Below are 23,988 nucleotides of genomic sequence, written 5' to 3'. Positions count from 1 at the left end.
AAACCTAACCATCACAAATGGATGTATCCCATTTACCTGGGTAAAACAAAAAACTTAGTCAATAGAAGTATTTCGTAACCGCAGCGAGTTACCAATTACCGAAACCGAACTAAAACTCATAGCTAAAGCAGCAATCATTGGAGACAATAACAACCCAAACACCGGATACAAAACACCGGCAGCAATAGGAATGCCTAGTGTGTTGTAAATCAATGCAAAAAACAAATTTTGTTTAATGTTTTTCATCACTTTTTCGCTTAGCTTACGAGCTTTCACAATACCGTGTAAGTCACCTTTTATCAATGTAATTTCAGCACTTTCTATGGCTACGTCGGTTCCTGTTCCCATAGCAATACCAATATCACTTTTTGCTAGTGCAGGAGCATCATTAATACCGTCACCTGCCATAGCTACTTTTTTGCCCTCATCTTGTAATTGCGTAACTTCTTTAAGTTTGTCTTCGGGGAGTAAACCTGCTTTAAAATCGTTTAGGTTAAGCTCATTGGCTACGGCTTGAGCTGTATTATGATTATCACCGGTGAGCATTATTACTGCAATTCCAAGATCTTGAAGCCTTTGTATTGCTTTTTTACTTGTTTCTTTTATAGCATCGCCAATAACAATGTAACCTACTACATCTTTTTCAATGGCTAGATAAGAGATTGTTTTTCCTTCTTCTTGGTAAGCGTGTGCTTTGTTCTTTAAGTCTTCAGAAATTGTAGCCTCTACATCATTCATCAAGCGCTCGTTTCCTAAAGCTGTATTTTTTCCGTTTACAACACCTTTTACACCTTTTCCGGTTACCGATTGAAAATCTTCAGTAGGTAAAGCAGTACTGTTTTTTTCTTTTCCGTAGGAAACGGTTGCTTCGGCTAGGGGATGTTCGCTTAAAGTATTTAAAGAAATAAGGTATTGTAAAATATCTTCTTCTGAATAAGAGCTTTCTTGGTTTTTTTCTATTGCCGAAACAGTTGGCTTTCCTTCTGTTAACGTACCGGTTTTATCAACTAATAAGGTGTCAACCGTATTCATCTTTTCTAAGGCTTCAGCATTTTTTATTAAAACACCCTGTTGGGCGCCTTTACCTACACCTACCATAACAGACATAGGTGTAGCCAATCCTAAAGCACACGGACAAGCAATTATTAATACAGCAATAGCATTAACCAAAGCATATACATAAACTGGCTCTGGTCCCCAAACAGCCCAAATTATAAACGTGAGAATAGATACTATAACTACAATAGGAACAAAATAACCCGAAATGGTATCTGCCAAACGTTGTATGGGGGCTCTGCTTCGGCTGGCGTCATTAACCATTTTTATAATTTGTGATAACAATGTGTCATTACCTACTTTTTCAGCTTTCATTAAAAATGACTGTGTGCCGTTAATCGTTCCGCTGTGAACGGTATCTCCTTTTTCTTTGTCAACAGGAATAGGTTCGCCGGTTATCATAGATTCATCAATAGCAGAATTTCCTTCAGTTATACTGCCGTCTACCGGAATTTTTTCTCCCGGTTTTACACGTAATATATCCCCTACATTAATTTGCTGAATTGTAATTTTTTCTTCTTGACCATCTACTACGCGAATGGCTTTATTGGGAGCTAGTTTTAATAATTCTTTGACGGCGCTGTTTGTTTTACTGTGAGCTCTCGCTTCTAGCACTTGGCCCATTAAAACTAGGGTTAATATAACGGTAGCTGCTTCAAAATAGACGTGTACAGTACCCGCCTCTGTTTTAAATTGGGCGGGGAAAAAATCGGGCACGAGCAGACCAAAAACACTGAATAACCAAGCTACACCGGCTCCAAGGCCAATGAGCGTAAACATATTAAGGTTCCAAGTTTTTATGCTTCGGTAGGCACGTTCAAAAAATAACCAAGTTGCATAAAACACTACGGGAAGAGACAACCCAAACTGAATCCAGTTCCAATACTTTTGATCCAAGAATGTATATAATGGATTGTTTGGAATCATTTCAGACATGGCAATTAAAAAAATAGGAAAGGTAAATCCTGCTGCCCACCATAGTTTTTTAAGAAGTTTGGTATACGTTTTTTCTTCAGCAGAAAGATCAGGTTCTTTTAGAACAAGATCCATTCCGCAAATGGGACAATCTCCGGGTTCGTCTTTGGATACTTCAGGATGCATGGGGCATGTCCAAACATCTTGAGCAGGTACATTGGTTTGTACTTCAGCAACCAGATCCATTCCGCAAACAGGACAGTCTCCGGGAGCATCATACGTTTTGTCACCTTCACAATGCATAGGGCAATAGTAAACTCCAGAAGTGTTTGAAGATTTTTCTTTTTGTGTAGTCTTGGTTCTCTCTTTTTTTGGTTGTTCTCCCTCCGGATGAATGCTGTAGTGACCGCCATCATCTTGTAAAGCTTTCTGAAATGTCTTAAGAGCAATGTGCTCTTTCATTTCAATATGAGCTGTTTCTTTTTCCAACGAGACTGTTACCCGAATCACGCCATCCACACCGGCAAGTATCTCTTCAACGTGGTTTCGGCATCCGTTGCAACTCATTCCGTGTATGTGGTAGGTGTGTGTCATAATATGTTCTTAAATATTGAACGATATACAAAATTCTTAAAACCAACCCTAATAAAAAAGCCGAAACGCAACTGTATTACACTTTAAAGTAAATAGCAGCTTACAACAATCCCGGTTTTCTGTTACTAAATAGGAGGTATCGATATACAGAATGAAATTTTAGTTATTTTCTTGGTAGGTATAAAGTCATCTTTTCAAAATACACATTGTCTAAATGCCCCATTTTGGTCCTGTCTTGAGTAATTAAATGAATATGCATAAATGAATCGTGATGGGTAAAAATGGTTTGATGCTTAGTTGAAAAGAAACCTACAAGGTCAACCGGCTCATCTTTTAAATGATAATTGACTTGTCCTTGATGCGCTTCTTGAGGAGAAGAAACTGAAGTTCCGGGAGGCAAATTTTGAACATGAATGGTAGCGGTTTTTACCGTACCGGAAAGCTTAAAGGCAAAGGGTCTTTTCCTGTTTGCTGTTTCTTTATCGATAAAAGTTTCTAAAGACTTTAAATCAGTAATCTCTTCAGGAAGCTGTACCGTTTGCCAAGATTGTACATTGGCATATACAAAAAATGGAGCTGAGGTGTTAAAGGTTTCTTTTACTTGCATAGTACTATCTGATGTCACTCTTGAAACGTAACTTGTACCGTCTATAAGTAGTAGTTCTCCCGTTAAATAACGTTCAGGGCCCAAACCGTACAATCCTTTTTTATTAGAAATAGTATCAAGAAGAATTTTTTCTTCCAATTCACCATTTCTAATTACGTTTTTCATTGCATTTACAATGTGTACATCTGGATAGGTGCTATTTTCATTAGATTTTTCTTCAGAAGAATTGCAACTCATTATCATGGTAATGACTCCCAAAAGAAGAATACGATAGGTACAAAACATAATACAAAGCTTAGTTGTGATGTGGTGGTTGATACTTTCTTACCAGTACAAAAAAGTAAGTTACTTTAGTGTGCTAGGGCAAATAGCATCAGTAGTATCTACACCGGTTTCTTTTATAGCTTTAAAACCTCCTTGTACATCTATTAAATTATGAATGCCTCTGCTTTTTAAAATAGATGCTGCAATCATACTTCGATATCCTCCTGCACAGTGTACATAAAATGTTTCTTTGGTAGGGTAATCGGCTAGATGCTTATTGATTTCTGAAAGCGAGGTGTGATGAGCGTTTACAATATGTTCTGCTTGAAATTCACCTGGTTTTCTTACATCATAAACTGGAGCATCATTAGAGGATTTTTCAATGGCTTCTTTAAAGCTTTCAGCTGTAATTGAGGTAACTGTATCGTATTCTTTTGAAGCTTTTTTCCATGCTTCAAAACCACCTTCAAGATAGCCCAATGTATTATCAAATCCTACGCGTGAAAGTCGTGTGATGGTTTCTTTAATTCTGTCTGCATCTGCAATTAATAAGATGGGTTGTTGTACATCTTTGATTAAATCACCTACCCAAGGCGCAAAACCTCCGTCAATTCCTATAAAGATAGATCCAGGAATGTGACCTTTTGCAAAATCACCTTGATGTCTTACATCAAGCATCACGGCTCCGGTTTCATTAGCTGCTGCTTCAAAAGCATCGGGACTCAAAGCAATTTGTCCTTTCTTTAAAACATCATCAATAGATGCATACCCTTCTTTATTCATTTTTACATTCATAGGAAAATAGGCGGGAGGTGGTAAAAGACCATCTGTAACCTCGTTTATAAATTCTTCTTTGGTCATATTGGCTCGAAGAGCGTAGTTTATTTCTTTTTGATGTCCTAGTGTGTCAACTGTTTCTTTCATCATGTTTTTTCCGCAGGCAGAACCAGCTCCGTGTGCGGGGTAAACAGTTAATTCATCTGCCAAAGGCATAATTTTGTTTCGAAGACTATCATACAGCATTCCTGCAAGATCTTCTTGAGTCATATTTGCAGCTTTTTGTGCAAGATCTGGCCGTCCTACGTCACCAAGAAATAATGTATCGCCTGTAAAAAGAGCATGGTCTTTTCCGTCTTTATCTTTTAATAGAAAAGTAGTACTTTCTAATGTATGCCCAGGAGTGTGCAACACTTTAAGGGTACAATCGCCCAATTTAAATTCTTGGTTATCGGTTGCAATAATTGCATCAAAGTTTGGGTTAGCCTTTGGACCGTAAACAATGGGAGCACCTGTTTTTTCAGATAATGTTATATGTCCTGAAACAAAATCGGCGTGAAAGTGAGTTTCAAAAATGTATTTGATTTTTGCTCCTGCCGCCTCGGCTTTGTCAATATAAGGCTGTACTTCACGTAATGGGTCTATTATAGCAACTTCTCCTTTACTTTCAATATAATAAGCTCCTTGAGCTAAACAACCGGTATAAATTTGTTCTATTTTCATGATATTCTATTTTTTTCTAAAGGTAACTTTGTTAGTTCACAACTGTGTCTTACAGTAGTTGTTGTTACATATTTAATTCTTTGTAAATTATATAAATCCCCATTAATAATACAAACCATCCAAATGCTTTTTTCAGCTTTTTACCGTCAATAAATTTGTTGAGCCATACGCCCAAGAATATTCCAACTACTGAAATTGCTGTAAAAAGTATTAAAAATGGCCAATCAATGTTTAAATTCTGTACATCACCTATAAAACCTATGAGGGATTTAATTGCAATGATTAATAGGGAAGTGGCTACAGCCTTTTTCATCGGTAATTTTGCCAATAAAACTAGAGCAGGTATAATTAAAAATCCGCCGCCCGCTCCTACAATTCCGGTTATTGTCCCTACAACCAGTCCTTCAACTATGATTAACGGGTAGTTATAATGAATGGTTGTGTTTTGATCGGTATCATTACGCTTATTGCGTATCATCGATACCGAAGCCAGAAGCATTATTACTGAAAAGAAAAGCATAATGGCCAAGTTTTTTGTAACAATAAAACCATTAACCTCAAAAAGTTGATCGGGAATAGCTGGAATTAAAAAAGCTCTGGTGAGGTACACTGCTATAAATGCAGGAATAGCAAAAATAATAGCTGTCCTTAAATCAACCATTCCTTTACGCATATTCTTGATGGCACCTACAAGTGATGTACCGCCTACCACAAATAAAGAATAGGCTGTTGCTGTAACAGGATTAAGCGAAAGAGCGTACACTAAGATAGGAACTGTAAGTATTGAGCCGCCGCCTCCAATTAATCCCAAAACAAGACCTATTAAAAGAGCTCCTAGGTATCCAAAAATTTCAAAAATGTCCATTTAGTATTTGTTGTAAGGCAAAACTATTAGGTTTTTCTTATATATTTTGTAACTCTTGTTACAAGACTTCAATAAAACTTCGGTGCAATTTAATCTTTTTATTGTTTTCCATTTTCTTAAGTAGCCTAGAAATTACCACTCTACTTGTATGAAGGTCTGAAGCAATCTCTTTATGGGTGGTGTAAATGTGTTTACTATTTAAAATGGAAACCTTATTGTTTAAATAGTTTTCCAAACGGTGATCCATATTGTTAAAAGCAATATTATCGATACTTTCTAAAAGTTCCATCATTCTAGCGTGGTAACTATTAAAAACATAATTGCGCCACGTTTTATATTTTGAAGACCATTCTTCTATTTTGTTTATAGGAATCATAAGCAACGTAGAAGGGGTTTCACTTACCGCATGAATTTCGCTTTTTGTATTATCAACACAGCAGGTCATTGTCATTGCACAGGTATCACCTTCGTCTAGATGATACAATAGTAGCTCCTCACCATCGTTATCAGGGCGCATTACTTTTATGCTTCCTTTTAATAATAATGGCATTGATTTAATATACTGCCCTGGTTTTATCAAGTCTTTTCCTTCGGGTACTTCAAGATAAGTGGCCACTCGGTTTATTTCTTCTATAAGAGCTGGCTCAAATTGATAACCGTAGTGTTTATTAAGTTCTTCAATCATTAATTTTTGTTTCTGAAAAGTATACTTTGCTATACAAAGATACGTATCGTTTCATTCTGAAATGAAAGGTAAATATGGTATCAATGTAAAAACAAATCTACTTAAGCTATAAAAAGTCTACTGTAACACAAGTTACATTTACTTTTTTGAATTCTTTGTAGTTTTATGAATTGATGTTTAAAAATGAAATGATGTAAATAAAAAAAGGCTGCGATAAGCAGCCTTTTTAAGTGGGTAGTGACCTCGGCAGGATTCAAACCTGCAACCTTCTGAGCCGTAATCAGATGCGCTATTCAGTTGCGCCACGAGGCCTTTAGTGTGTTAAAACAAACGAAAAAATAAATATCGTTTGTTTCGGGGTGCAAATATATTTCTTTTTACCTTTATAGACAAAGCACTTTTGCAAAAAATTACAATGGATATAGAAAAATACATTCGAGAGGTGCCTGATTTTCCAAAAACAGGTGTTAATTTTAAAGACATAACTCCACTATTGGCAAATGCTGAAGCGACTTCGTTCTGCTTGCAGCAATTGCTTTTATTAACAGAACGACAGCCTATAAATAAAGTAGTGGGTATTGAATCACGCGGATTTTTATTTGCAACACTCTTGGCAAAAGAGCTAGATGCCGGTTTTGTGCCTATACGAAAAGCCGGAAAACTTCCTCACGATACATTAAAACAACCCTACGCGCTAGAATATGGAATGGATGCGCTTGAAATTCATGAAGATGCCATTCAAAAAGGAGATAAAGTATTACTTCATGATGATATATTGGCCACAGGAGGTACTGCTAGAGCGGCATGTCAATTGATTGAAAAATTAGGCGGTGAGATTGTGCAATGTAACTTTTTAATTGAACTAGAATTTTTAAAAGGAATCAATAAGTTAAAGTCGTATGAAGTGCGGTCATTGCTTAGTTATTGATTAACCGCATTTTTAGTAACCCAAAGTTTATAACCAAAAATTGCTAATTGTACTTTTGAAGCCTTAGATAAATCCACACCTTTTTTGGTAAAGCTGGGTAGTAGCTTTTTATTTAGCTTAGCAAGTGTTTTAAAAAACTTCTTTTTCATATACCTAAAAATAAAAAAACCTTCTCAGAATAGAGAAGGTTTAAGAAATTTATAAGAGTTTAAGTTACTGTTTGGTAGTGATTTCTATGACACCATTAATAGCTTTTCCGCCGTACTCTTTTATAGCTTTTTTACCTTTTAACACATTAATTTTTTTGATAGTTTCGGGTTTAATTTTTTTAACATCTTGTTCTGTAATTTCTTTTCCATCCACAATATAAATAGGATTATCGCTAGAATTACTTTTTTCACTTGCTATAATTTCTACTTTTCGATTTTCTGAACCGTTGTTTTTGATAATAAATCTTGTAGAGTCGTTTTCACGAGAACGTATTATTTCTACACGTTCTTTCATAGCGTCACTTCTGTTTTTCATTCGCGTTCTCTGTCTTTCCATTCGTTCTTCATGAGAAGCTCTTCTTTCTTCCATTTTCGTTTCAACTTCTTCACGGCGTTTTTCCATTTGTTCACGACGCTTTTCTATTTCAACCTCTCTTTTTGCAAGCATAGCATCTTTTTCTGCCAGAATTTTATCACGTCGTGCTTTTTGATCCTCTGTCATTACAGTTCTTGAGCTAATAGTTCCATTTTCTGAAACCGAAAGAATAAAATCGCTGATAGGCTCACTACTGTTTACACTATAATTATTGTTGTTTCCACGGGCATCACTATATGAAATAGAAATACTGGTAATTTCACCTTTGCTGTTAAAATTCACATTGCGGTAATTAAATGTGGCATTGTGTTTTTCTTTTAACATACGTTTGTACTTTTTAAGCTCTTCGATTGTTGTGTTTTTGGTAATTCTAATTTGAAAAGCTTGTGCCGAATCCTGAACCAGCACTTGTTTTTTAAGTACTGAATTTGAAGGTGTCGCAGTAGTTTGATTGGTTTTGGTAGGTATTGTCTCCTTTTCTGAAGGAAGTTCAGAAGTATTTTCAAAAGGTGTTTTTTCTGAAGCAGGTGTCACGTTTTCAGAAGCTGCTTTTTCAACTGCCGGCGTGTATTCAATTATATCGTGAGTATTAAAACTCCATAAAAAGAGGGCTAATAACGGTACTACGGCAAAAGCCTTTAAAGAATTTGATTTGTTTGAACTGTTTTTGTTTAACATAACGATTCGTTTTTTGATGAATGATTGATAAAAATTAGTAGTTAGTGCCGGTGCAGCATAACTTGACGAAGCTTGCACCAATGCCAATTGGTATGCTTTTTTTGATGAAACAACCGAAGCAGTTTCTTGATCTGCCAAATATTCTAAATTTTCAGAAATACTTTTTTGATACAACCAAGCAATAGGATTAAACCATTGAAAAACAGTAAGAAGCTGTGCTAGTACGATGTCTATAGAATGCCATTGCCTAGCATGAACTCGCTCGTGTTTTAAAATAATATCTAGATCTTCTTGGGAGTGTAAATTTGGATTGTAAACAATGTAAGTAAGGAAAGAAAAAGGACTTATGTTTTCAGACACGATAACATATTTAAACCCATGTTGCTTTTTTATAGTTTTACTTTTCAGAAGTAGAACAAGTGAAGTTACTTTTTTGAAAAATCTAACTAGAAAGAAAAGGATTACTATAATGTAGGTGATACCTAGAAAGCTCCACCAATCAATTGGCTTGATGTCTGTTGCTGTTTGCAACGGGATGCTTTCTGAAAATGCATAGTTTTCTTGTGTTGGAGTAGGTAAATAAACGATGTTGGTGATTTCAAGAAAAGGAACCAAAATAGAACAAACTACTCCTATCAATAAAAAATATCGATTGGTTTTAAAGTTGGTGTCCTTTTTGAGAAAAATCCAATAGACGCTAAAAAACAGAACCAACACGGCGGCAGATTTAATGACATAGATACTAAACGCTTCCATATTATTGTTTGTTTTCTATTAGTTCTAAAATCTCTCGTAACTCGGTAGCACTAATCTTTTCTTCCTTAGCAAAAAAAGATACCATACTTTTATAACTGTTATTAAAGTATTTTTTTGAGGCTAAATTCATAAACCGTTTGGTGTACTCTTCTTTACTAATAATGGGATAGTATTGATGTGTTTTTCCATAAGCAGTGTAAGAAACAAACCCCTTATCTTCTAGGTTGCGTACAATAGTTGATACCGTATTGTAGTGGTTTTTTCCGGGTAACTTTGCTACAATCTCTTTTACAAATGCTTTTTCTAGTTGCCAAAGCACTTGCATAATTTCTTCTTCTTTATTTGTAAGTCGTTCCATTTGGTAAATATAAAACTATTTATGTAGTTACAAAACTATTTTTATAGTTATATAACTTATTTTTTAGTTTGTTATTGTTTTTTTGTTTGATTGTTAGTGTTTTACTTGGTAATTGTTTTGCTGAGAACTTACTGATTCTTATTGAATCACATTATTATTTTTTAAGCATTCAAAATTCCTAAATCATAAAACATGCTTCAAATTTTGTACTTCCTTTAGTATCTTCGCAGCTTAAAAGATTTATATGGGAATATCATTGCTTTTTGTTTTTCTAGGATTATTACTGTTGGTTATTGGCGGTGAATTTTTAGTGCGTTCATCTGTAGCGTTGTCGTTTAAACTTCGGTTATCAAAAATGGTTATTGGGTTAACAATTGTATCATTTGCTACTTCTGCTCCTGAATTATTAGTAAGTATTGAAGCTGCGTTAAATGGCTTTAGTGATATTTCATTAGGTAATGTAATAGGTTCAAACATTGCAAATATTGGGTTGGTATTGGGTGTTACAGCTTTTATAGCGCCATTAAGTATTGACCGAGATTTCTACAAGTTTAATTGGCCTGTGATGATGTTGCTTTCTATAGCGCTTTATTTTCTTCTGAAAAGTGGAAATGAGCTCGATAGATTAGAGGGTGCTGTACTTCTTATATTATTAGGTACGTATTTGTTTTTATTAATAAAGCGAGCTCGTAATCAAAAAAAATCAAAACCTGTCGATGACGGTATTGACGATGGATTGTCACAAACATCATCGTTTAAAATAATAATTTGGCTGTTACTTGGCGGATTAGGTTTGTGGGGCGGAAGCGAACTACTAGTGGCTGGCGCTGTAGATATGGCAACAGCTCTTGGTGTAACAGAGCGTGTTATTGCAGTAAGTATGATTGCTATAGGAACAAGTGTTCCAGAGTTAGCAGCATCTGTCATAGCGGCCTTAAAAAAGGAAAAGGCAATTTCTATGGGAAATTTAATAGGATCTAATATTTTTAATATTGCTTCAGTTTTAGGCATTACATCTATATTGCAGCCTATTGCCGTAAAAAGTCAAGAGGTATTAACCAATGATATTTTCTGGATGCTAGGTTTTGCAGCTATTTTAGTTCCGTTGGCTTTTCTTCCGAAGAAATTTGAAATAGGACGCTATAAAGGTTTATTCATTGTGATTGCTTATGCAGCTTTTATAAGTTTTGCCTTCATGGAATAACTGTTTTTTCTTTTTATTTTCTTCTCAGGTATGTTTTGTTTTAATTAACCCCAAAAAAATAGGGGTTGTTAATATAAATTTGTCATTTATTAATAAGTTAACATTAAAAATTAGGGGGTGTAAAAAAAATAAACCTATTTTTGTGCCATTCTAATTAAAAAAAGACTTTAAAAATGTCAACGCTACGATTTCATGCAATTAAAGAAACCTTCAACAGAAAACCTGTAGAAGTTAAAGAACCTGAAAGACGTTCTTCCATATTTGGTAAAAACGTTTTTAACGAGGCAGCTATGCGCCAATACCTTACCAAAACATCTTACAATAGTGTTATGGATGCTATTGAAAATGGTAAAAAGATTGAGCGTAGTGTAGCCGATCACATTTCGACAGGAATGAAAGAATGGGCTATTGCTAAAGGAGCAACCCACTACACTCACTGGTTTCAGCCACTTACCGGAGCAACTGCAGAAAAGCACGATGCTTTTTTTGAAACTATTGAAAACGGACAAAGTATTGAAAAATTTGGTGGCGGACAGCTAGTACAACAAGAGCCCGATGCATCAAGTTTTCCACACGGAGGAATACGAAACACATTTGAAGCTAGAGGTTATACAGCTTGGGATCCTACTTCACCGGCATTTTTATATGGTACAACTTTATGTATACCAACGGTTTTCGTTTCGTACACCGGAGAAGCTTTAGACTATAAAACACCTTTATTAAGAGCATTACAAAGCGTAGATCAAGCCGCAACGGCAGTAGCCAAATATTTTGATAAAAATGTAACCAAGGTAAATGCTACATTGGGTTGGGAGCAAGAATACTTTTTAATTGATAAAGCATTAGCTGCTTCAAGACCAGATATTTCACTTTCAGGGAGAACATTATTAGGTCATTCTTCTCCAAAAGGACAACAACTTGATGATCACTATTTTGGTTCAATACCATTACGTGTTCTTAATTTTATGAGAGACCTAGAGACTGAATGTATGTTATTAGGTATTCCTGTAAAAACAAGACATAATGAAGTTGCACCTAATCAATTTGAATTGGCACCAATTTTTGAAGAAACAAATCTTGCTGTTGACCACAACTCGTTATTGATGGACTTGATGGATAAAATTGCAGACCGTCATAACTTTAAGGTGTTATTTCATGAAAAACCATTTGCAGGTGTAAACGGAAGCGGAAAGCACAATAACTGGTCATTAGCAACAAATACAGGTGTTAATTTATTAGGTCCTGGTAGTACGCCTATGAAAAATTTACAATTCTTAACTTTCTTCATAAACACTTTAAAAGCTGTTAATGATCATGAAGAGTTAATTAGAGCCTCTATAGCAGGAGCAAGTAATGACCACCGTTTAGGCGCAAATGAAGCACCACCTGCTATTATTTCAGCATTTATAGGTTCACAACTTACCGATGTTCTAGATGAATTAGAAAAAGTTACCGATGGCAAACTGTCGCCTCAAGAAAAGACCGACCTAAAATTAAATGTAGTTGGTAAAATACCTGAAATATTATTAGACAACACCGATAGAAACCGAACTTCGCCTTTTGCTTTTACAGGAAATAAGTTTGAATTACGTGCAGTAGGTTCAACAGCAAACTGTGCAAACCCAATGACAGTGCTTAATGCAATAGTAGCAAAGCAACTTATCGACTTTAAAGAAAAAGTAGATAAACTCATTAAAGGTAAAAAAATGAAAAAGGACGATGCTATCTTTAATGTATTAAGAGAGTATATTAAAGACTCAAAACGCATTCGTTTTGAAGGTGATGGCTATGGTGAAGCTTGGGAAAAAGAAGCTAAGAAAAGAGGTTTAAGCAATAACAAAACTACACCAGAAGCTTTAAAAGCTAGAATTTCAAAAGAATCTATTGCATTATTTGAAAACCTAAACATAATGAGTAAAGTTGAAATTGAAGCTCGTTATGAAATTGAAATGGAAGAATATGCAATGCGTATTCAAATAGAAGGAAGAGTATTAGGTGATATTGCAAGAAACCATGTAATTCCTACAGCAATTAGATACCAAAATATATTAATAAAAAATGTACGTGGGATTAAAGAAATTTATGAAAAAGACTTTAAAAAATACGCTGCAGAACAATTAATATTGGTTGAAGAAATTTCTGAACACATTGAGAAAATCAATAAAGGAATTACAAACATGATCAATGAAAGGAAAAAAGCAAATAAGATAGAAGACGCAGAAAAGCGGGCTACAGCTTACTGTAACAAGGTTAAACCTTACTTTGATGAAATACGATATCACTGTGATAAACTTGAGCTTTTAGTAGATGACGAGCTATGGCCACTAACCAAATATAGAGAGTTGTTATTTACTAATTAATTTTAACATAATTTTAACATTTTGCTTTTAAAGTCGTTTAACGGTAGTTGAACGACTTTTTTATATGTACGTCCTTTCGTGTTAATTTAATTAATAAGAAAATTCCTACATTTTGTAAGAATTTGAAACACCTACGTGTTAACACTTATTTATAATTGTGTTTTTTTTCTCAAATTTGAAGTGTATTTCAATCGGGATTAATATTGAAATATAACTCCTCACTAAGTCCCTTAATCGCTAAGACATTTTGTTATTATAATTATTGTGTAGTAGAGCAATAATATAGGTATGAATATATAGTAGTGTATTCATCTGTAAAATTCAAGGTGTCATATTATAATGTAGAATTTTAAACCAATATAAATCAATTAGTAACTAAATTTTTAAATTATGAAAAAAGTGTTTTTTTGCGCAATTGCGCTAATGTTAGGAACTGCAGCTTTCGCTCAGTTTAATCAGAACTTTGTAAACCAAACAGGTTTATTCAACTATTCAATTGAGAACCAAGATGGTTTATTAAACCTTAACACGGTTGATCAATTCGGAATTGCAAACTCATCAGATGTTGAGCAAGACGGAGCATTCAACGGATCTGATACAGATCAAATAGGTTTAGCAAACGACTCAGAAGTAACTCAAGCTGGTATTGCTAATGGATCTTCTGTATTCCAATTAGGAGCATTTAACAGCTCTGATGTAGACCAAATAGGTTTATTAAACGGATCTTCAGTAACTCAATTAGGTATTGCTAACTCTTCAACTGTAGGACAGTACGGAGCTTTCAATGCTTCAGATGTTGACCAGTTAGGAATTGCTAACAGCTCTACTGTTACTCAAATAGGTATCGCAAATGATTCTGATGTTGATCAAACAGGTGCTTTTAACTCTTCTACTGTAGGACAGTTAGGTATCGCTAACGAGTCTGATGTTGACCAAAACGGTTTAGGTAATGTATCTACTGTTGCTCAAGCAGGTGCATTCAACGATTCTGATGTTGATCAAGATGGTCTTGGAAACGGTTCTAGCGTTGTTCAAATAGGTCTTGGAAACACATCTACTGTAACTCAAGCTGGTGCTTTTAACGGATCTTCTGTTAACCAATTTGGAATTGGAAACAACTCTGATGTTGATCAAGTAGGTCTTGGAAACGGATCTTCTGTTAACCAAATCGGTCTTGGAAACAACTCTTACGTAGGTCAATTAGGTCTTGGAAACGGTTCTGCAGTTAACCAATTAGGTATCGCAAACAACAGTGCTGTATTCCAGATAGGAGCGTTTAACACATCTCTTGTTAACCAAGTTGGTGCTTTAAACCAAAACTTAGTTATCCAAACTGGTCTTGGACATAACAACGTTGTTAACCAAGTTGGTGTTGGTAACGTAAACATCGATATCCAGAGCAACTAATAAAGTATGATACTAATAAAAAGTATCTCTTTGAAATAAGTTTAAAGTATGGGGGCATTTTAAAAAATGCCCTCTTACTTAATTCTTAAGAAGTTAAAGCAAAAAAGTGTATCTTTATATAGGTACAGAATTAATAAATTTAAAATGATATAGAAATGAAAATAAGAAATAACATATTACTTGTATTGGTGTTTTCATTTTTTAGTATTACTACGTTCTCCCAAACTTACTCTAAGAAAAACCAGAGTGCTATTGATAATCTTCAAAACAGAGCTGTACAGCTCAATTATCTTACTTCCCAAAACACACAAATTAATGCTACAAAGAGTTCAGTAGCTTCTACTAATAATGTTTTTATCCAGCAAATAGGTAACTACAATAGAATTGTTACCAATACAAAATCAACCAATAGTGATATCAACTTGTTTCAAAATGGAAACAACAATGATATTTTTCTGAAAATTAATTCAGAAAATATTAAAGAATCAGTTGTTCAAAACGGAAACAATCACAGCTTTATAGATTTTAGTCCACAAAGATCCAATATTCACGAAGGTCAAATTATTCAAACCGGAAACGGACAAAACCTACGATGGTATGGATCAAACTCTCTTTCACAAAAACTTAAAGTTTCAATGAAAGGTAATGGGCAAACGGTAACCATACGTAATTTTAATTGATGATGTTTTTCAATAGGCCCACAAGCTTAGTTTTTTTGCTTATGGTACTATTTTCAATTGAAGCCTTCTCGCAATATTACAATAAAGACGTAGAGGCTAAAATTGAAGTAGTGACCAATACTGAGTTTATTGAAATAACTGGTACAGCACAAAATAAAACTAGTATAGATCAAAGCTTACGCTATGAGCTTTCAGTATTTAGAAATAGTGCAACCAATAAATCAAACAACAAACAATCTGGTAGGTTTGTATTAAAAGCAGGTGAAAAAAAAGATCTTTCTCAAACTACGATCAATGCCAAGTCAAATGACGAAGTAATTATTTTACTACTCATTTATGATATAAAAAATAACTTAATCGGTAAACATAGAATTGTGTTTAACGATAAAGAACCAGACAAAAAAATAGTTATAGAGGAAGAAGTTGAAGAACAGCCAAATAATGAAACTGCATCTGAAAATCCAGATGGAGATGTATATAGATCAAGTTACGGAATAAAACTCAAAGGGATCATTGTTGAAGAAACAAAAACAAAACCCGGGCGCGACTTTTTCAGAATGTTTTCAACTCGCTACAACTATTATAAAATTAATGGTGAAAAAATAGTGACGGTAAGTGAAGTACTTGCGTTAGGGATTAATACAAAAATAGAAGTAAAAGTTGGTGATGAAGTAGTTCTAGAATTCTTTTTGAGCCCTAGAGCAGATTATTTGAAAGCTATGGCAGATCAAGCCATAAACGTAGTTAATAGATATTTTATTAACTTACGTAATGATAAAGAAATTGTTAAACGATATTAATATTCTGAAAATGAAAACTTTTATATCAATAATTGTCTTTTTAATAACGGCAACATGTTTTAGTCAGCAACTTGTGTATAAGCCTGTAAACCCCAATTTTGGTGGAGATCCTTTTAACTATCAAATGTTGTTGAGTTCTGCTGATTCTCAAAATACGTTTCAAGACCCTGCTTTACGAGAAGATGATCAATCTGAACTAGATGCGTTTCAAGAAAGTTTAAATAGACAACTATTAGATCAAATTTCAAGTCAATTACTTATAGAGCAATTTGGAGATGATGTTTTAACACCAGGAACCTCAAATTTTGGTACACTAGAACTAGAAGTGTATGAATCATCTGATGGTTTGGTGATAAATATTTTAGACACGAGTAATGGAGACCAAACTCAAATTGTAGTGCCAAATTAAACCTTATGATAAATTTTACTAAATTAATTTTAATTGCCTTTGCATTTATTCTTACAGGATGTGGAGGTTATTTTAACCAACCGGTAGGTCCACAAAAAGCTCGTATTGGTGAAATAAGTAATCAAACCAAACGATTAGCATCCCTCCCAGAACCCGCCGAACCTATTATAGTAGGTGTCTATAACTTTAAAGATCAAACAGGTCAATACAAATCTATTGAAGCAGGAAGTACCTTTAGTACAGCTATTACACAAGGTGCAACTACCATACTCATCAAAGCTTTGGAAGACTCAAAGTGGTTTAGACCCATTGAACGAGAAAACTTAAGTAACTTATTAAACGAGCGTAATATAATTGAAACGACTCGGCAACAATATTCAGACCCTAATAAAGAAGCTCCAAAACGTTTAAACCCACTTTTATTCGCAGGGATATTATTAGAAGGAGGAGTAGTTTCATATGACACAAACCTACTTACAGGTGGGGCAGGAGCCAGATACTTTGGTGTTGGTGGTTCTACTCAATACAGACAAGATAGAATTACAGTATACCTTCGAGCTATTTCAACAAGTTCAGGAGAAATATTAAAAACAGTGTATGTGTCAAAAACAATATTATCACAAGCTGTAGATGTAGGTCTTTTTAGATATGTAAATTTTAAGCGTTTACTTGAAGCTGAAACAGGATTTACCAAAAATGAACCCACTCAAATTGCGGTACAATCGGCTGTTGAAAAAGCTGTAGAAATGTTAATTATTGAAGGGGTGCAAGAAAAGCTCTGGTCTACCAAAGAAGGAGCAGAAAAAAACAAAGAACTTGTAGAAAATTATCTTTCAGAAAAAGAAATAGAAGAATCTACCGGTTTGTATGAACGAGCTTATAAAGAGCGAAATAATGAGCATAGTATCAACTTAGCTTTAGGTACTGCTTATATTGATGGTGATTACTCTACCGCCGAACCCGACTTTAAAGTAGAAGCCGGCTATACGTATAATTTTACTCCCATGTTTGGAGCAGGATATGATATTCAACTCTTTAGATTGTATTCCACACCGCAAAATCGATATTGGTGGCTATCTCAAAACTTAGATTTTAAGCTTCGGGTACTTCCACACGATAGGTTGTCACCTGTTATTTATGGAGGACCTGGATTTATGAATTTTGTTGATGACTCACCTTCAAAGTTTCTTCAAGTACTAGATGGGTTTTTTAAAGTGAAAGCCGGATTGGGAATGCAATATCAATTATCTGATCGACTTTCTTTAGAATTGAATGGAGATTTTAATAAGGTTTTTTCAGATAAAATAGATAACGAATTTCAAGGTACACGAGATGACTATTATTATAACTTTGGATTTGGTTTAAGCTATAATTTTGGATTTGGAAAAAAGAACAACGAACCAACCGACAATAAATAATTTGCTATGAAAGCTAACTATATAAACATAACAATAATTGGAATTTTATTTTTGTTCATACTTTCATGTAGCGAAGATAAAATAGGCGAAAGTCAAACAGGCTCTATTACAGGAACAGTAGTAGAAGTAGGCACCAATGAACCTATTGAGAATGCTAGAATTTCATCACAACCTCTTACAACAACTGTTTTTACAGATGAAAATGGAAAGTTTGAATTGGATAACGTGCCGGTTGGAGAATATTCAGTAGAAGCTAGAAAAGAAGGGTTTCTGGGAGGTTTTGAGCCTGCAAATGTAGTTTCAAGCGATCCAGTAAACGTTATTTTTGAATTAGAAGTATCAACTGCAGATAATTTGCCACCTACAACGCCGGTTTTACTATCTCCAGGTGATAATGAAGTGCTACAAAGTATAGAAGCAGATTTTGCTTGGGATTCTAGTGATCCAGATGATGATCCATTAACTTACTCTATTGAGCTTCGTAATGATATAAATGAAGAAGTTTTAACTTTTGAAAATATTACAGATACAACCTTTGTTTACTCACCATTAACACTAGGAGCTAAATATTTTTGGCAAGTTACAGTTACAGATGGTATTAACGACCCTGTAATAAGTCCGGTTCGTACATTTAGTGTAATTAATGCACCGGTAGATAACAGATTCTTATTTGTAAGAAATATAGACGGAAACAATGTTATTTTCTCTTCAGATGAAGACGGAAATGAATTCCAGTTAACATCAAAAAGTAAAAACAGTTACCGTCCAAGAAGAAACGTAGCAGCAAACAGAATTGCATATCTGCAAACCAATGGCTCAGATGTTGATATATATACAATGGCAAGAGACGGTACAGATAAGCAAAAAGTAACAAGTCAAGTACAGCCAAAAGGCTTTGACTTAGGCGAAATCAATATTGCATGGCCACCTACCAGTGATATGATTTACTTCCCAAGATTTGATAAATTATATAGAATTAATTCAAATGGACAAGGGCTGGAAGAAGTCTATCAAACAACTGACGGTTCATTGATTTCTGAAGTAGATGTAAGTGAAAATAGTGATATTATAGCCTTAAAAACTAATAATATTAATGGGTATGACATATCAATTTTCACAATAGACTTTGATGGTAATGTATTAAACAACATTTTATCAGGTGTTGACGGAGCAGCAAGTGGTCTCAACCTGTCAGTTACAAATCAATTGGTGCTATATTCTTATGATGTTTCCGGTTTTGAAAGTGCAGATTACAGAAGACTAGACTCTAGAATGTTTGTTTATGATATGGTAGATGAAACTACAACTGATATATCAGACCAAAAGGAAAATGGTACAAATGATCTTGAACCTATTTTCTCACCCAACGAAGCTGAAGTGATTTTTACAAACACCTCAAACGATGGTATTTCACAACGCGACGTCTACAAGGTTCAAGTTGATCAAGACGACAATAATGTAGAAAGGGAGTTGCTTTATGAAAATGCCTTTATGCCAGATTGGGAGTAATATATATAACTAACCATATGAAAAAAAACGTCCTGAATTTCCGGGACGTTTTTTATTGCCTATTTTTGTAGTGAAAAATAGAGTGCTATGAGTCAGGAAATTTCAAAACGATATGCAAAGCGAGGTGTTTCTGCTTCCAAAGAAGATGTGCATAACGCAATTAAAAACATAGATAAAGGGTTGTTTCCCAACGCTTTTTGTAAAATTGTACCAGATTACCTTACCGGTGATAAAGATTATTGTCTCGTGATGCACGCAGATGGAGCCGGAACAAAATCGTCCTTGGCTTATATGTATTGGAAAGAAACAGGAGATCTTTCTGTATGGAAAGGTATTGCGCAAGACGCTCTTATTATGAATATTGACGACTTGTTGTGTGTGGGTGCAACAGATAACATTATGTTGTCTTCAACAATTGGTAGAAATAAAAATGCTATCCCTGGTGAAGTTATTTCAGCAATAATTAATGGAACCGAGGAGCTTATTTCAAGTCTTTCTGAAAACGGCGTATCTATACATTCTACTGGAGGCGAAACTGCCGATGTAGGTGACTTAGTACGTACCATTATTGTTGATTCTACCGTTACAGCTAGAATGAAGCGAAGCGATGTTATTGATAACGCAAATATTCAAGCCGGAGATGTTATTGTTGGTTTGGCTTCTTTTGGTCAAGCTAGCTATGAATCTGAATATAATGGAGGAATGGGAAGTAATGGGCTAACTTCTGCCAGACACGATGTTTTTGAAAAATACCTCGCTGAAAAATACCCTGAAAGCTTTGACCCTTCAGTGCCTAATGATTTGGTGTATTCAGGTTCAAGAAAATTGACAGATACAATTGCCAATACGCCTCTAGATGCTGGTAAATTAGTATTGTCACCAACGAGAACCTATGCGCCAATACTAAAGAAAATTCTTTCAAAATTCAGTAATAAGGAAATTCACGGAATGGTACATTGCAGTGGTGGTGCCCAAACCAAGATATTACACTTTATTGATAAGCTTCACATAATAAAAGACTCTTTGTTTGATATCCCTCCTTTGTTTCAGTTAATTCAAGAGGAAAGTAAAACAGATTGGAAAGAAATGTATCAAGTTTTTAATATGGGTCACCGTATGGAGCTTTATATCCCTGAACAATTTGCTTCAGAAATTATTGAAATTTCAAAATCTTTTAATGTTGATGCTCAGGTAATTGGAAGAGTAGAAGCTTCAGAAGAAAAGAAACTAACAATAAACAGTTCGAAGGGTAGTTTTACTTACAACTAAACATTTTTTCTCCCTATTAATTTAGTTTTTGATAATGAAGTATGTACTTATTTTATTGTTACTAGCCCCTGTTTGGGTAATAGCACAAGAAGATGACAATAGAGAAATAGTTTTTAGGGTAAATAGTCTACGCCCAGAAAATCCGGTGATGTTTAAAACACCGGTTAGTAAAGATAAATTTAGAGATCCGGTATTTTCAGTTAATAGTTTGAGTCTTCAACAACCTGTATTTTTTAAAATTCCTTTAAAACAAAAACCCTCAAAAAGAAGAAGTGTGTATGGTTTTGTAGAGCCTACTTTGTGGGGGTCTTATAATAAAATTGGGATAAACGTTAATGAGGTTGCTTTTGTAAATTGGAATGCCGGTGGTGTGAGTTCTGTTTCAGGTTTGATAAATGTTGATTTAAAAAGAACTTATAAAACTAAAAATACACGATGGAAAAATGAATTGCTGGCAAAATATGGTGTTAATAAGCAAAGGGAACTTGGATGGCAAAAAACCGAAGATAATATAGAGTTAAAAAGCTCCTTTGGTTTCAGAAATGATAGTCTCACCAATATTTATTACACTGCCAAGTTTCAATTTTCTACGCAGTTTTCAAACGGATATGAATATCCAGATACGTCAAATAAAATTTCTACTATAATGTCTCCTGCATATGCCTTTCTTGGTGTGGGAACAGAATACGGGGCTAACGATGAAAACCTTTCAGTTTATGTATCGCCGTTAACAGTAAAATCAACCATTGTACTTGATCAGGAACTTGCAAATAAAGGTGCTTTTGGTGTAACCCCAGCAGTTGTAAATGAACAAGGAGACATTCTCGAAGAAGGGAGCCATCTACTTGCACAAATGGGAATTTTAATTACCAATGAGTATAAAGCCGAAATTGTAAAAAACATCACAATGGCCAATAAGGTCACATTATATACAGACTACTTAGACGATTTTGGGAATATAGATGTAAACTGGGAGTTAGGCTTCAATTTTCAGGTTAATGATTTTGTTTTGGCAAATCTAGGTTCACATTTAATTTATGATAATGATATTAAAATGACCGTTGAAAATGACGAGGGTGAATCTATAGAAAAAGGGGCTATCACGCAGTGGAAACAACAATTTGGTATAGGCGTTATTCTCGAATTATAATTTTTTTAAAACCGTATATTATTTTTCTTCGTAAGTTTAAGAGATTATATAATTCAACTAACTAATCAAACTTATGACTCCTCAATACTTGCCCGGCAAGTACTTGAAGCTTACAATTATTGCTGTTGTATTGCTTGTAGTAAACTTACTTGTAATACACTATCTTGAAATAGATAAAAGCAGAGTTTTAAGAGTAGCTTCGGTACTGTGTTTAATTGTGTTCTTTATACTTTATAAACTTTATTCTGAAAAATTAGTTTTTTACGCTTTGCTATTATTTCTGTTAAGAGATATAACAATTTTAGATTATGAAAATAGCTTATTAAAAACAATATCATTTATAGTAACAATCTTACCTTATTCGTTACTACTGGCCATAACAGTAGGAAAGTTAAAGATTTCAAAATCAACACCTATCATTATACTTTTAGTCTGTCTGCTTATAGCATTAAATGTTTTTAATGTTTATTACCTTTCAGATATAATAAAAAGTGGATTAGATACAGATTTTCAATTTGTGTTGTTTTTTGTACAAGGCGGAATATTGATTCTTTTAGGTTTTGCGGCATTTATGTTTAATGAACGTTTTCAAGGTAAAACCCCACTTATTTATCTGTATATGGCTCTTTGTTTTGTACTTTCAGATTGTTGGGGATTAGCAGCTTATTTCTATAAAGCAGATGCTGCCTATTATCCCGAAAGAGTATTCTATTTACTCGGAATAGTTTTATTGGTCAATTTTGCTTTAAACACAAAAAAGCAAAAGGAAGAAGGAAAGCTGTTATCTGAAAAAGAATACATTCTATAATTTCTGAAACCTAGAAATACTTTAATAATAAGTCTTTTTGTTTCCGTAGAAGCATTCAATAATATTCTTCAAATTATCGTAAATTTGTCGCATATAAATTACATATGTTAGAAAAACTTCAAATAGTAAAACAACGGTTTGATGAGGTAAGTGATCTTATCATACAACCAGATATAATTAGCGATCAAAAGCGATATATTCAATTAAATAAAGAATACAAAGATTTACGATTGTTAATGGATAAGCGTGAGCGCTACTTAACACTCACCAATAGAATTGAAGAAGCAGAAGAAATTATAAAAGACGGCGGCGATGAAGAAATGGTCGAAATGGGAAAAATGCAGTTGGAAGAGGCCCAAGAAGAATTGCCAAAGCTAGAAGAAGAAATAAAATTCCTTTTAATCCCTAAAGATCCAGAAGATGCTAAAAATGCAGTAATGGAAATTAGAGCCGGAACAGGTGGGGACGAGGCAAGTATTTTTGCAGGTGACCTATACCGTATGTATACAAAATACTGTGAAAATAAAGGCTGGAAAGTAAATACTGTAGATTACAGCGAAGGGACCAGTGGTGGTTTTAAAGAAATTCAAATGGAAATTGAAGGTGAAGATGTCTACGGAATTTTAAAATTTGAAGCCGGTGTGCACCGCGTGCAACGTGTACCTCAAACCGAAACACAAGGACGAGTACACACAAGTGCAGCAACTGTTATGGTATTTCCTGAAGCTGAAGAATTTGATGTAGAAATAGATCCAAAAGACGTTCGTATTGATTATTTCTGTTCTTCGGGGCCTGGAGGACAATCTGTAAACACCACGTATTCTGCAGTAAGGCTCACGCACGAACCAACAGGTTTGGTAGCTCAATGTCAAGACCAGAAATCACAACATAAAAATAAAGAGAAAGCATTTAAAGTACTTCGCTCCAGGTTGTATGATATGGAATTGGCAAAAAAACAAGCTGAAGATGCAGAAAAAAGAGGCTCGATGGTAACAAGCGGTGACCGTAGTGCAAAAATTAGAACCTACAACTATCCGCAAGGCCGAGTAACAGATCATCGTATTAACCTCACGCTATATGATTTAAGTAATATAATTGATGGAGACATTCAAAAAATTATCGACGAACTTCAAATGGTGAGTAATACCGAAAAGCTGAAAGAAGCCGGAGAAACTTTTTAAAT

Annotated in this window: 21 protein-coding genes and 1 tRNA gene; 13 read left to right on the top strand and 9 right to left on the bottom strand. The window is 34.5% G+C overall.

Annotated elements, in window-relative coordinates:
• Positions 1-54: 54 nt before the first annotated feature.
• The 6 genes from INR76_RS00750 to INR76_RS00725 form a co-directional block, all read right to left on the bottom strand.
• On the bottom strand, positions 55-2,565 hold the full coding sequence (locus tag INR76_RS00750; protein ID WP_223108703.1) for a heavy metal translocating P-type ATPase: 2,511 nt from the start codon (positions 2,563-2,565) through the stop codon (positions 55-57).
• Positions 2,566-2,728: 163 nt separating this feature from the next.
• Positions 2,729-3,457: an acetolactate decarboxylase gene (locus INR76_RS00745; RefSeq protein ID WP_223108702.1), complete on the bottom strand. Its 729-nt coding sequence runs from the start codon at positions 3,455-3,457 to the stop codon at positions 2,729-2,731.
• Positions 3,458-3,517: 60 nt separating this feature from the next.
• The gene (locus INR76_RS00740; protein WP_223108701.1) at positions 3,518-4,936 is read right to left on the bottom strand and encodes a rhodanese-like domain-containing protein; all 1,419 of its coding nucleotides are present in this window, start codon (positions 4,934-4,936) and stop codon (positions 3,518-3,520) included.
• Between the two features lie 64 nt (positions 4,937-5,000).
• Positions 5,001-5,801, bottom strand: coding sequence for a sulfite exporter TauE/SafE family protein (locus tag INR76_RS00735; protein ID WP_223108700.1), 801 nt, complete (start codon positions 5,799-5,801; stop codon positions 5,001-5,003).
• Positions 5,802-5,859: 58 nt separating this feature from the next.
• Complete coding sequence (locus INR76_RS00730) at positions 5,860-6,486, bottom strand: Crp/Fnr family transcriptional regulator (protein WP_223108699.1); 627 nt, start codon at positions 6,484-6,486, stop codon at positions 5,860-5,862.
• Positions 6,487-6,724: 238 nt separating this feature from the next.
• Positions 6,725-6,798: transfer RNA gene (locus INR76_RS00725), tRNA-Arg, on the bottom strand.
• Between the two features lie 103 nt (positions 6,799-6,901).
• Here INR76_RS00725 and INR76_RS00720 point away from each other — a divergent pair.
• Positions 6,902-7,414: an adenine phosphoribosyltransferase gene (locus INR76_RS00720; protein WP_223108698.1), complete on the top strand. Its 513-nt coding sequence runs from the start codon at positions 6,902-6,904 to the stop codon at positions 7,412-7,414.
• Here the strand turns inward: INR76_RS00720 and INR76_RS00715 are convergent.
• The 3 genes from INR76_RS00715 to INR76_RS00705 form a co-directional block, all read right to left on the bottom strand.
• Entirely contained in the window at positions 7,408-7,563 is a 156-nt protein-coding gene (locus tag INR76_RS00715; RefSeq protein WP_223108697.1) for an SsrA-binding protein, read from the bottom strand. The genes INR76_RS00720 and INR76_RS00715 overlap by 7 nt on opposite strands.
• Positions 7,564-7,627: 64 nt before the next feature.
• Entirely contained in the window at positions 7,628-9,433 is a 1,806-nt protein-coding gene (locus INR76_RS00710; RefSeq protein WP_223108696.1) for a M56 family metallopeptidase, read from the bottom strand.
• 1 nt (position 9,434) lies between these two features.
• Entirely contained in the window at positions 9,435-9,791 is a 357-nt protein-coding gene (locus INR76_RS00705) for a BlaI/MecI/CopY family transcriptional regulator (protein WP_223108695.1), read from the bottom strand.
• A gap of 250 nt (positions 9,792-10,041) precedes the next feature.
• Between INR76_RS00705 and INR76_RS00700 the strand changes: the two genes are divergently transcribed.
• The 12 genes from INR76_RS00700 to prfA all read left to right on the top strand — a co-directional run bounded on the left by INR76_RS00700 (position 10,042) and on the right by prfA (position 23,986).
• Positions 10,042-10,995, top strand: coding sequence for a calcium/sodium antiporter (locus tag INR76_RS00700; protein WP_223109933.1), 954 nt, complete (start codon positions 10,042-10,044; stop codon positions 10,993-10,995).
• Positions 10,996-11,168: 173 nt separating this feature from the next.
• Positions 11,169-13,355 (top strand): glutamine synthetase III, encoded by a 2,187-nt coding sequence (locus INR76_RS00695; RefSeq protein ID WP_223108694.1) that lies wholly within the window; start codon positions 11,169-11,171, stop codon positions 13,353-13,355.
• Positions 13,356-13,745: 390 nt separating this feature from the next.
• On the top strand, positions 13,746-14,762 hold the full coding sequence (locus tag INR76_RS00690) for a hypothetical protein (RefSeq protein WP_223108693.1): 1,017 nt from the start codon (positions 13,746-13,748) through the stop codon (positions 14,760-14,762).
• A 155-nt stretch (positions 14,763-14,917) separates the two neighbouring features.
• Positions 14,918-15,442 (top strand): hypothetical protein, encoded by a 525-nt coding sequence (locus tag INR76_RS00685; protein ID WP_223108692.1) that lies wholly within the window; start codon positions 14,918-14,920, stop codon positions 15,440-15,442.
• A 41-nt stretch (positions 15,443-15,483) separates the two neighbouring features.
• Positions 15,484-16,242 (top strand): curli production assembly/transport protein CsgE, encoded by a 759-nt coding sequence (locus tag INR76_RS00680; RefSeq protein ID WP_223108691.1) that lies wholly within the window; start codon positions 15,484-15,486, stop codon positions 16,240-16,242.
• Between the two features lie 10 nt (positions 16,243-16,252).
• Positions 16,253-16,651: a curli production assembly/transport component CsgF gene (locus INR76_RS00675; RefSeq protein WP_223108690.1), complete on the top strand. Its 399-nt coding sequence runs from the start codon at positions 16,253-16,255 to the stop codon at positions 16,649-16,651.
• 5 nt (positions 16,652-16,656) lie between these two features.
• Positions 16,657-18,069 carry a CsgG/HfaB family protein gene (locus INR76_RS00670; RefSeq protein ID WP_223108689.1) on the top strand — a complete coding sequence of 471 codons (1,413 nt, stop codon included), beginning with the start codon at positions 16,657-16,659 and terminating at the stop codon, positions 18,067-18,069.
• A gap of 6 nt (positions 18,070-18,075) precedes the next feature.
• The gene (locus tag INR76_RS00665; RefSeq protein ID WP_223108688.1) at positions 18,076-19,578 is read left to right on the top strand and encodes a carboxypeptidase-like regulatory domain-containing protein; all 1,503 of its coding nucleotides are present in this window, start codon (positions 18,076-18,078) and stop codon (positions 19,576-19,578) included.
• A gap of 87 nt (positions 19,579-19,665) precedes the next feature.
• Entirely contained in the window at positions 19,666-20,847 is a 1,182-nt protein-coding gene (locus INR76_RS00660; protein WP_223108687.1) for an AIR synthase related protein, read from the top strand.
• A 34-nt stretch (positions 20,848-20,881) separates the two neighbouring features.
• Positions 20,882-21,997 carry a DUF3078 domain-containing protein gene (locus INR76_RS00655; RefSeq protein ID WP_223108686.1) on the top strand — a complete coding sequence of 372 codons (1,116 nt, stop codon included), beginning with the start codon at positions 20,882-20,884 and terminating at the stop codon, positions 21,995-21,997.
• Positions 21,998-22,265: 268 nt separating this feature from the next.
• Complete coding sequence (locus INR76_RS00650) at positions 22,266-22,805, top strand: hypothetical protein (RefSeq protein ID WP_223108685.1); 540 nt, start codon at positions 22,266-22,268, stop codon at positions 22,803-22,805.
• A gap of 104 nt (positions 22,806-22,909) precedes the next feature.
• Positions 22,910-23,986: a peptide chain release factor 1 gene (prfA, locus tag INR76_RS00645; protein WP_223108684.1), complete on the top strand. Its 1,077-nt coding sequence runs from the start codon at positions 22,910-22,912 to the stop codon at positions 23,984-23,986.
• Positions 23,987-23,988: the final 2 nt, after the last annotated feature.

Source organism: Marixanthomonas sp. SCSIO 43207, assembly GCF_019904255.1.
Taxonomy (GTDB): Bacteria; Bacteroidota; Bacteroidia; order Flavobacteriales; family Flavobacteriaceae; genus Marixanthomonas.
The sequence above is the reverse complement of the archived record's forward strand: the minus strand, read 5'-3'. Positions and strand labels throughout refer to the sequence as shown.

Bases quoted from the DNA above. Each gene is read 5' to 3' on its own strand.
- INR76_RS00750 (WP_223108703.1), bottom strand. From the start codon at position 2,565: ATGACACACACCTACCACATACACGGAATGAGTTGCAACGGATGCCGA.
- INR76_RS00745 (WP_223108702.1), bottom strand. From the start codon at position 3,457: ATGTTTTGTACCTATCGTATTCTTCTTTTGGGAGTCATTACCATGATA.
- INR76_RS00740 (WP_223108701.1), bottom strand. From the start codon at position 4,936: ATGAAAATAGAACAAATTTATACCGGTTGTTTAGCTCAAGGAGCTTAT.
- INR76_RS00735 (WP_223108700.1), bottom strand. From the start codon at position 5,801: ATGGACATTTTTGAAATTTTTGGATACCTAGGAGCTCTTTTAATAGGT.
- INR76_RS00730 (WP_223108699.1), bottom strand. From the start codon at position 6,486: ATGATTGAAGAACTTAATAAACACTACGGTTATCAATTTGAGCCAGCT.
- INR76_RS00720 (WP_223108698.1), top strand. From the start codon at position 6,902: ATGGATATAGAAAAATACATTCGAGAGGTGCCTGATTTTCCAAAAACA.
- INR76_RS00715 (WP_223108697.1), bottom strand. From the start codon at position 7,563: ATGAAAAAGAAGTTTTTTAAAACACTTGCTAAGCTAAATAAAAAGCTA.
- INR76_RS00710 (WP_223108696.1), bottom strand. From the start codon at position 9,433: ATGGAAGCGTTTAGTATCTATGTCATTAAATCTGCCGCCGTGTTGGTT.
- INR76_RS00705 (WP_223108695.1), bottom strand. From the start codon at position 9,791: ATGGAACGACTTACAAATAAAGAAGAAGAAATTATGCAAGTGCTTTGG.
- INR76_RS00695 (WP_223108694.1), top strand. From the start codon at position 11,169: ATGTCAACGCTACGATTTCATGCAATTAAAGAAACCTTCAACAGAAAA.
- INR76_RS00690 (WP_223108693.1), top strand. From the start codon at position 13,746: ATGAAAAAAGTGTTTTTTTGCGCAATTGCGCTAATGTTAGGAACTGCA.
- INR76_RS00685 (WP_223108692.1), top strand. From the start codon at position 14,918: ATGAAAATAAGAAATAACATATTACTTGTATTGGTGTTTTCATTTTTT.
- INR76_RS00680 (WP_223108691.1), top strand. From the start codon at position 15,484: ATGGTACTATTTTCAATTGAAGCCTTCTCGCAATATTACAATAAAGAC.
- INR76_RS00675 (WP_223108690.1), top strand. From the start codon at position 16,253: ATGAAAACTTTTATATCAATAATTGTCTTTTTAATAACGGCAACATGT.
- INR76_RS00670 (WP_223108689.1), top strand. From the start codon at position 16,657: ATGATAAATTTTACTAAATTAATTTTAATTGCCTTTGCATTTATTCTT.
- INR76_RS00665 (WP_223108688.1), top strand. From the start codon at position 18,076: ATGAAAGCTAACTATATAAACATAACAATAATTGGAATTTTATTTTTG.
- INR76_RS00660 (WP_223108687.1), top strand. From the start codon at position 19,666: ATGAGTCAGGAAATTTCAAAACGATATGCAAAGCGAGGTGTTTCTGCT.
- INR76_RS00655 (WP_223108686.1), top strand. From the start codon at position 20,882: ATGAAGTATGTACTTATTTTATTGTTACTAGCCCCTGTTTGGGTAATA.
- prfA (WP_223108684.1), top strand. From the start codon at position 22,910: ATGTTAGAAAAACTTCAAATAGTAAAACAACGGTTTGATGAGGTAAGT.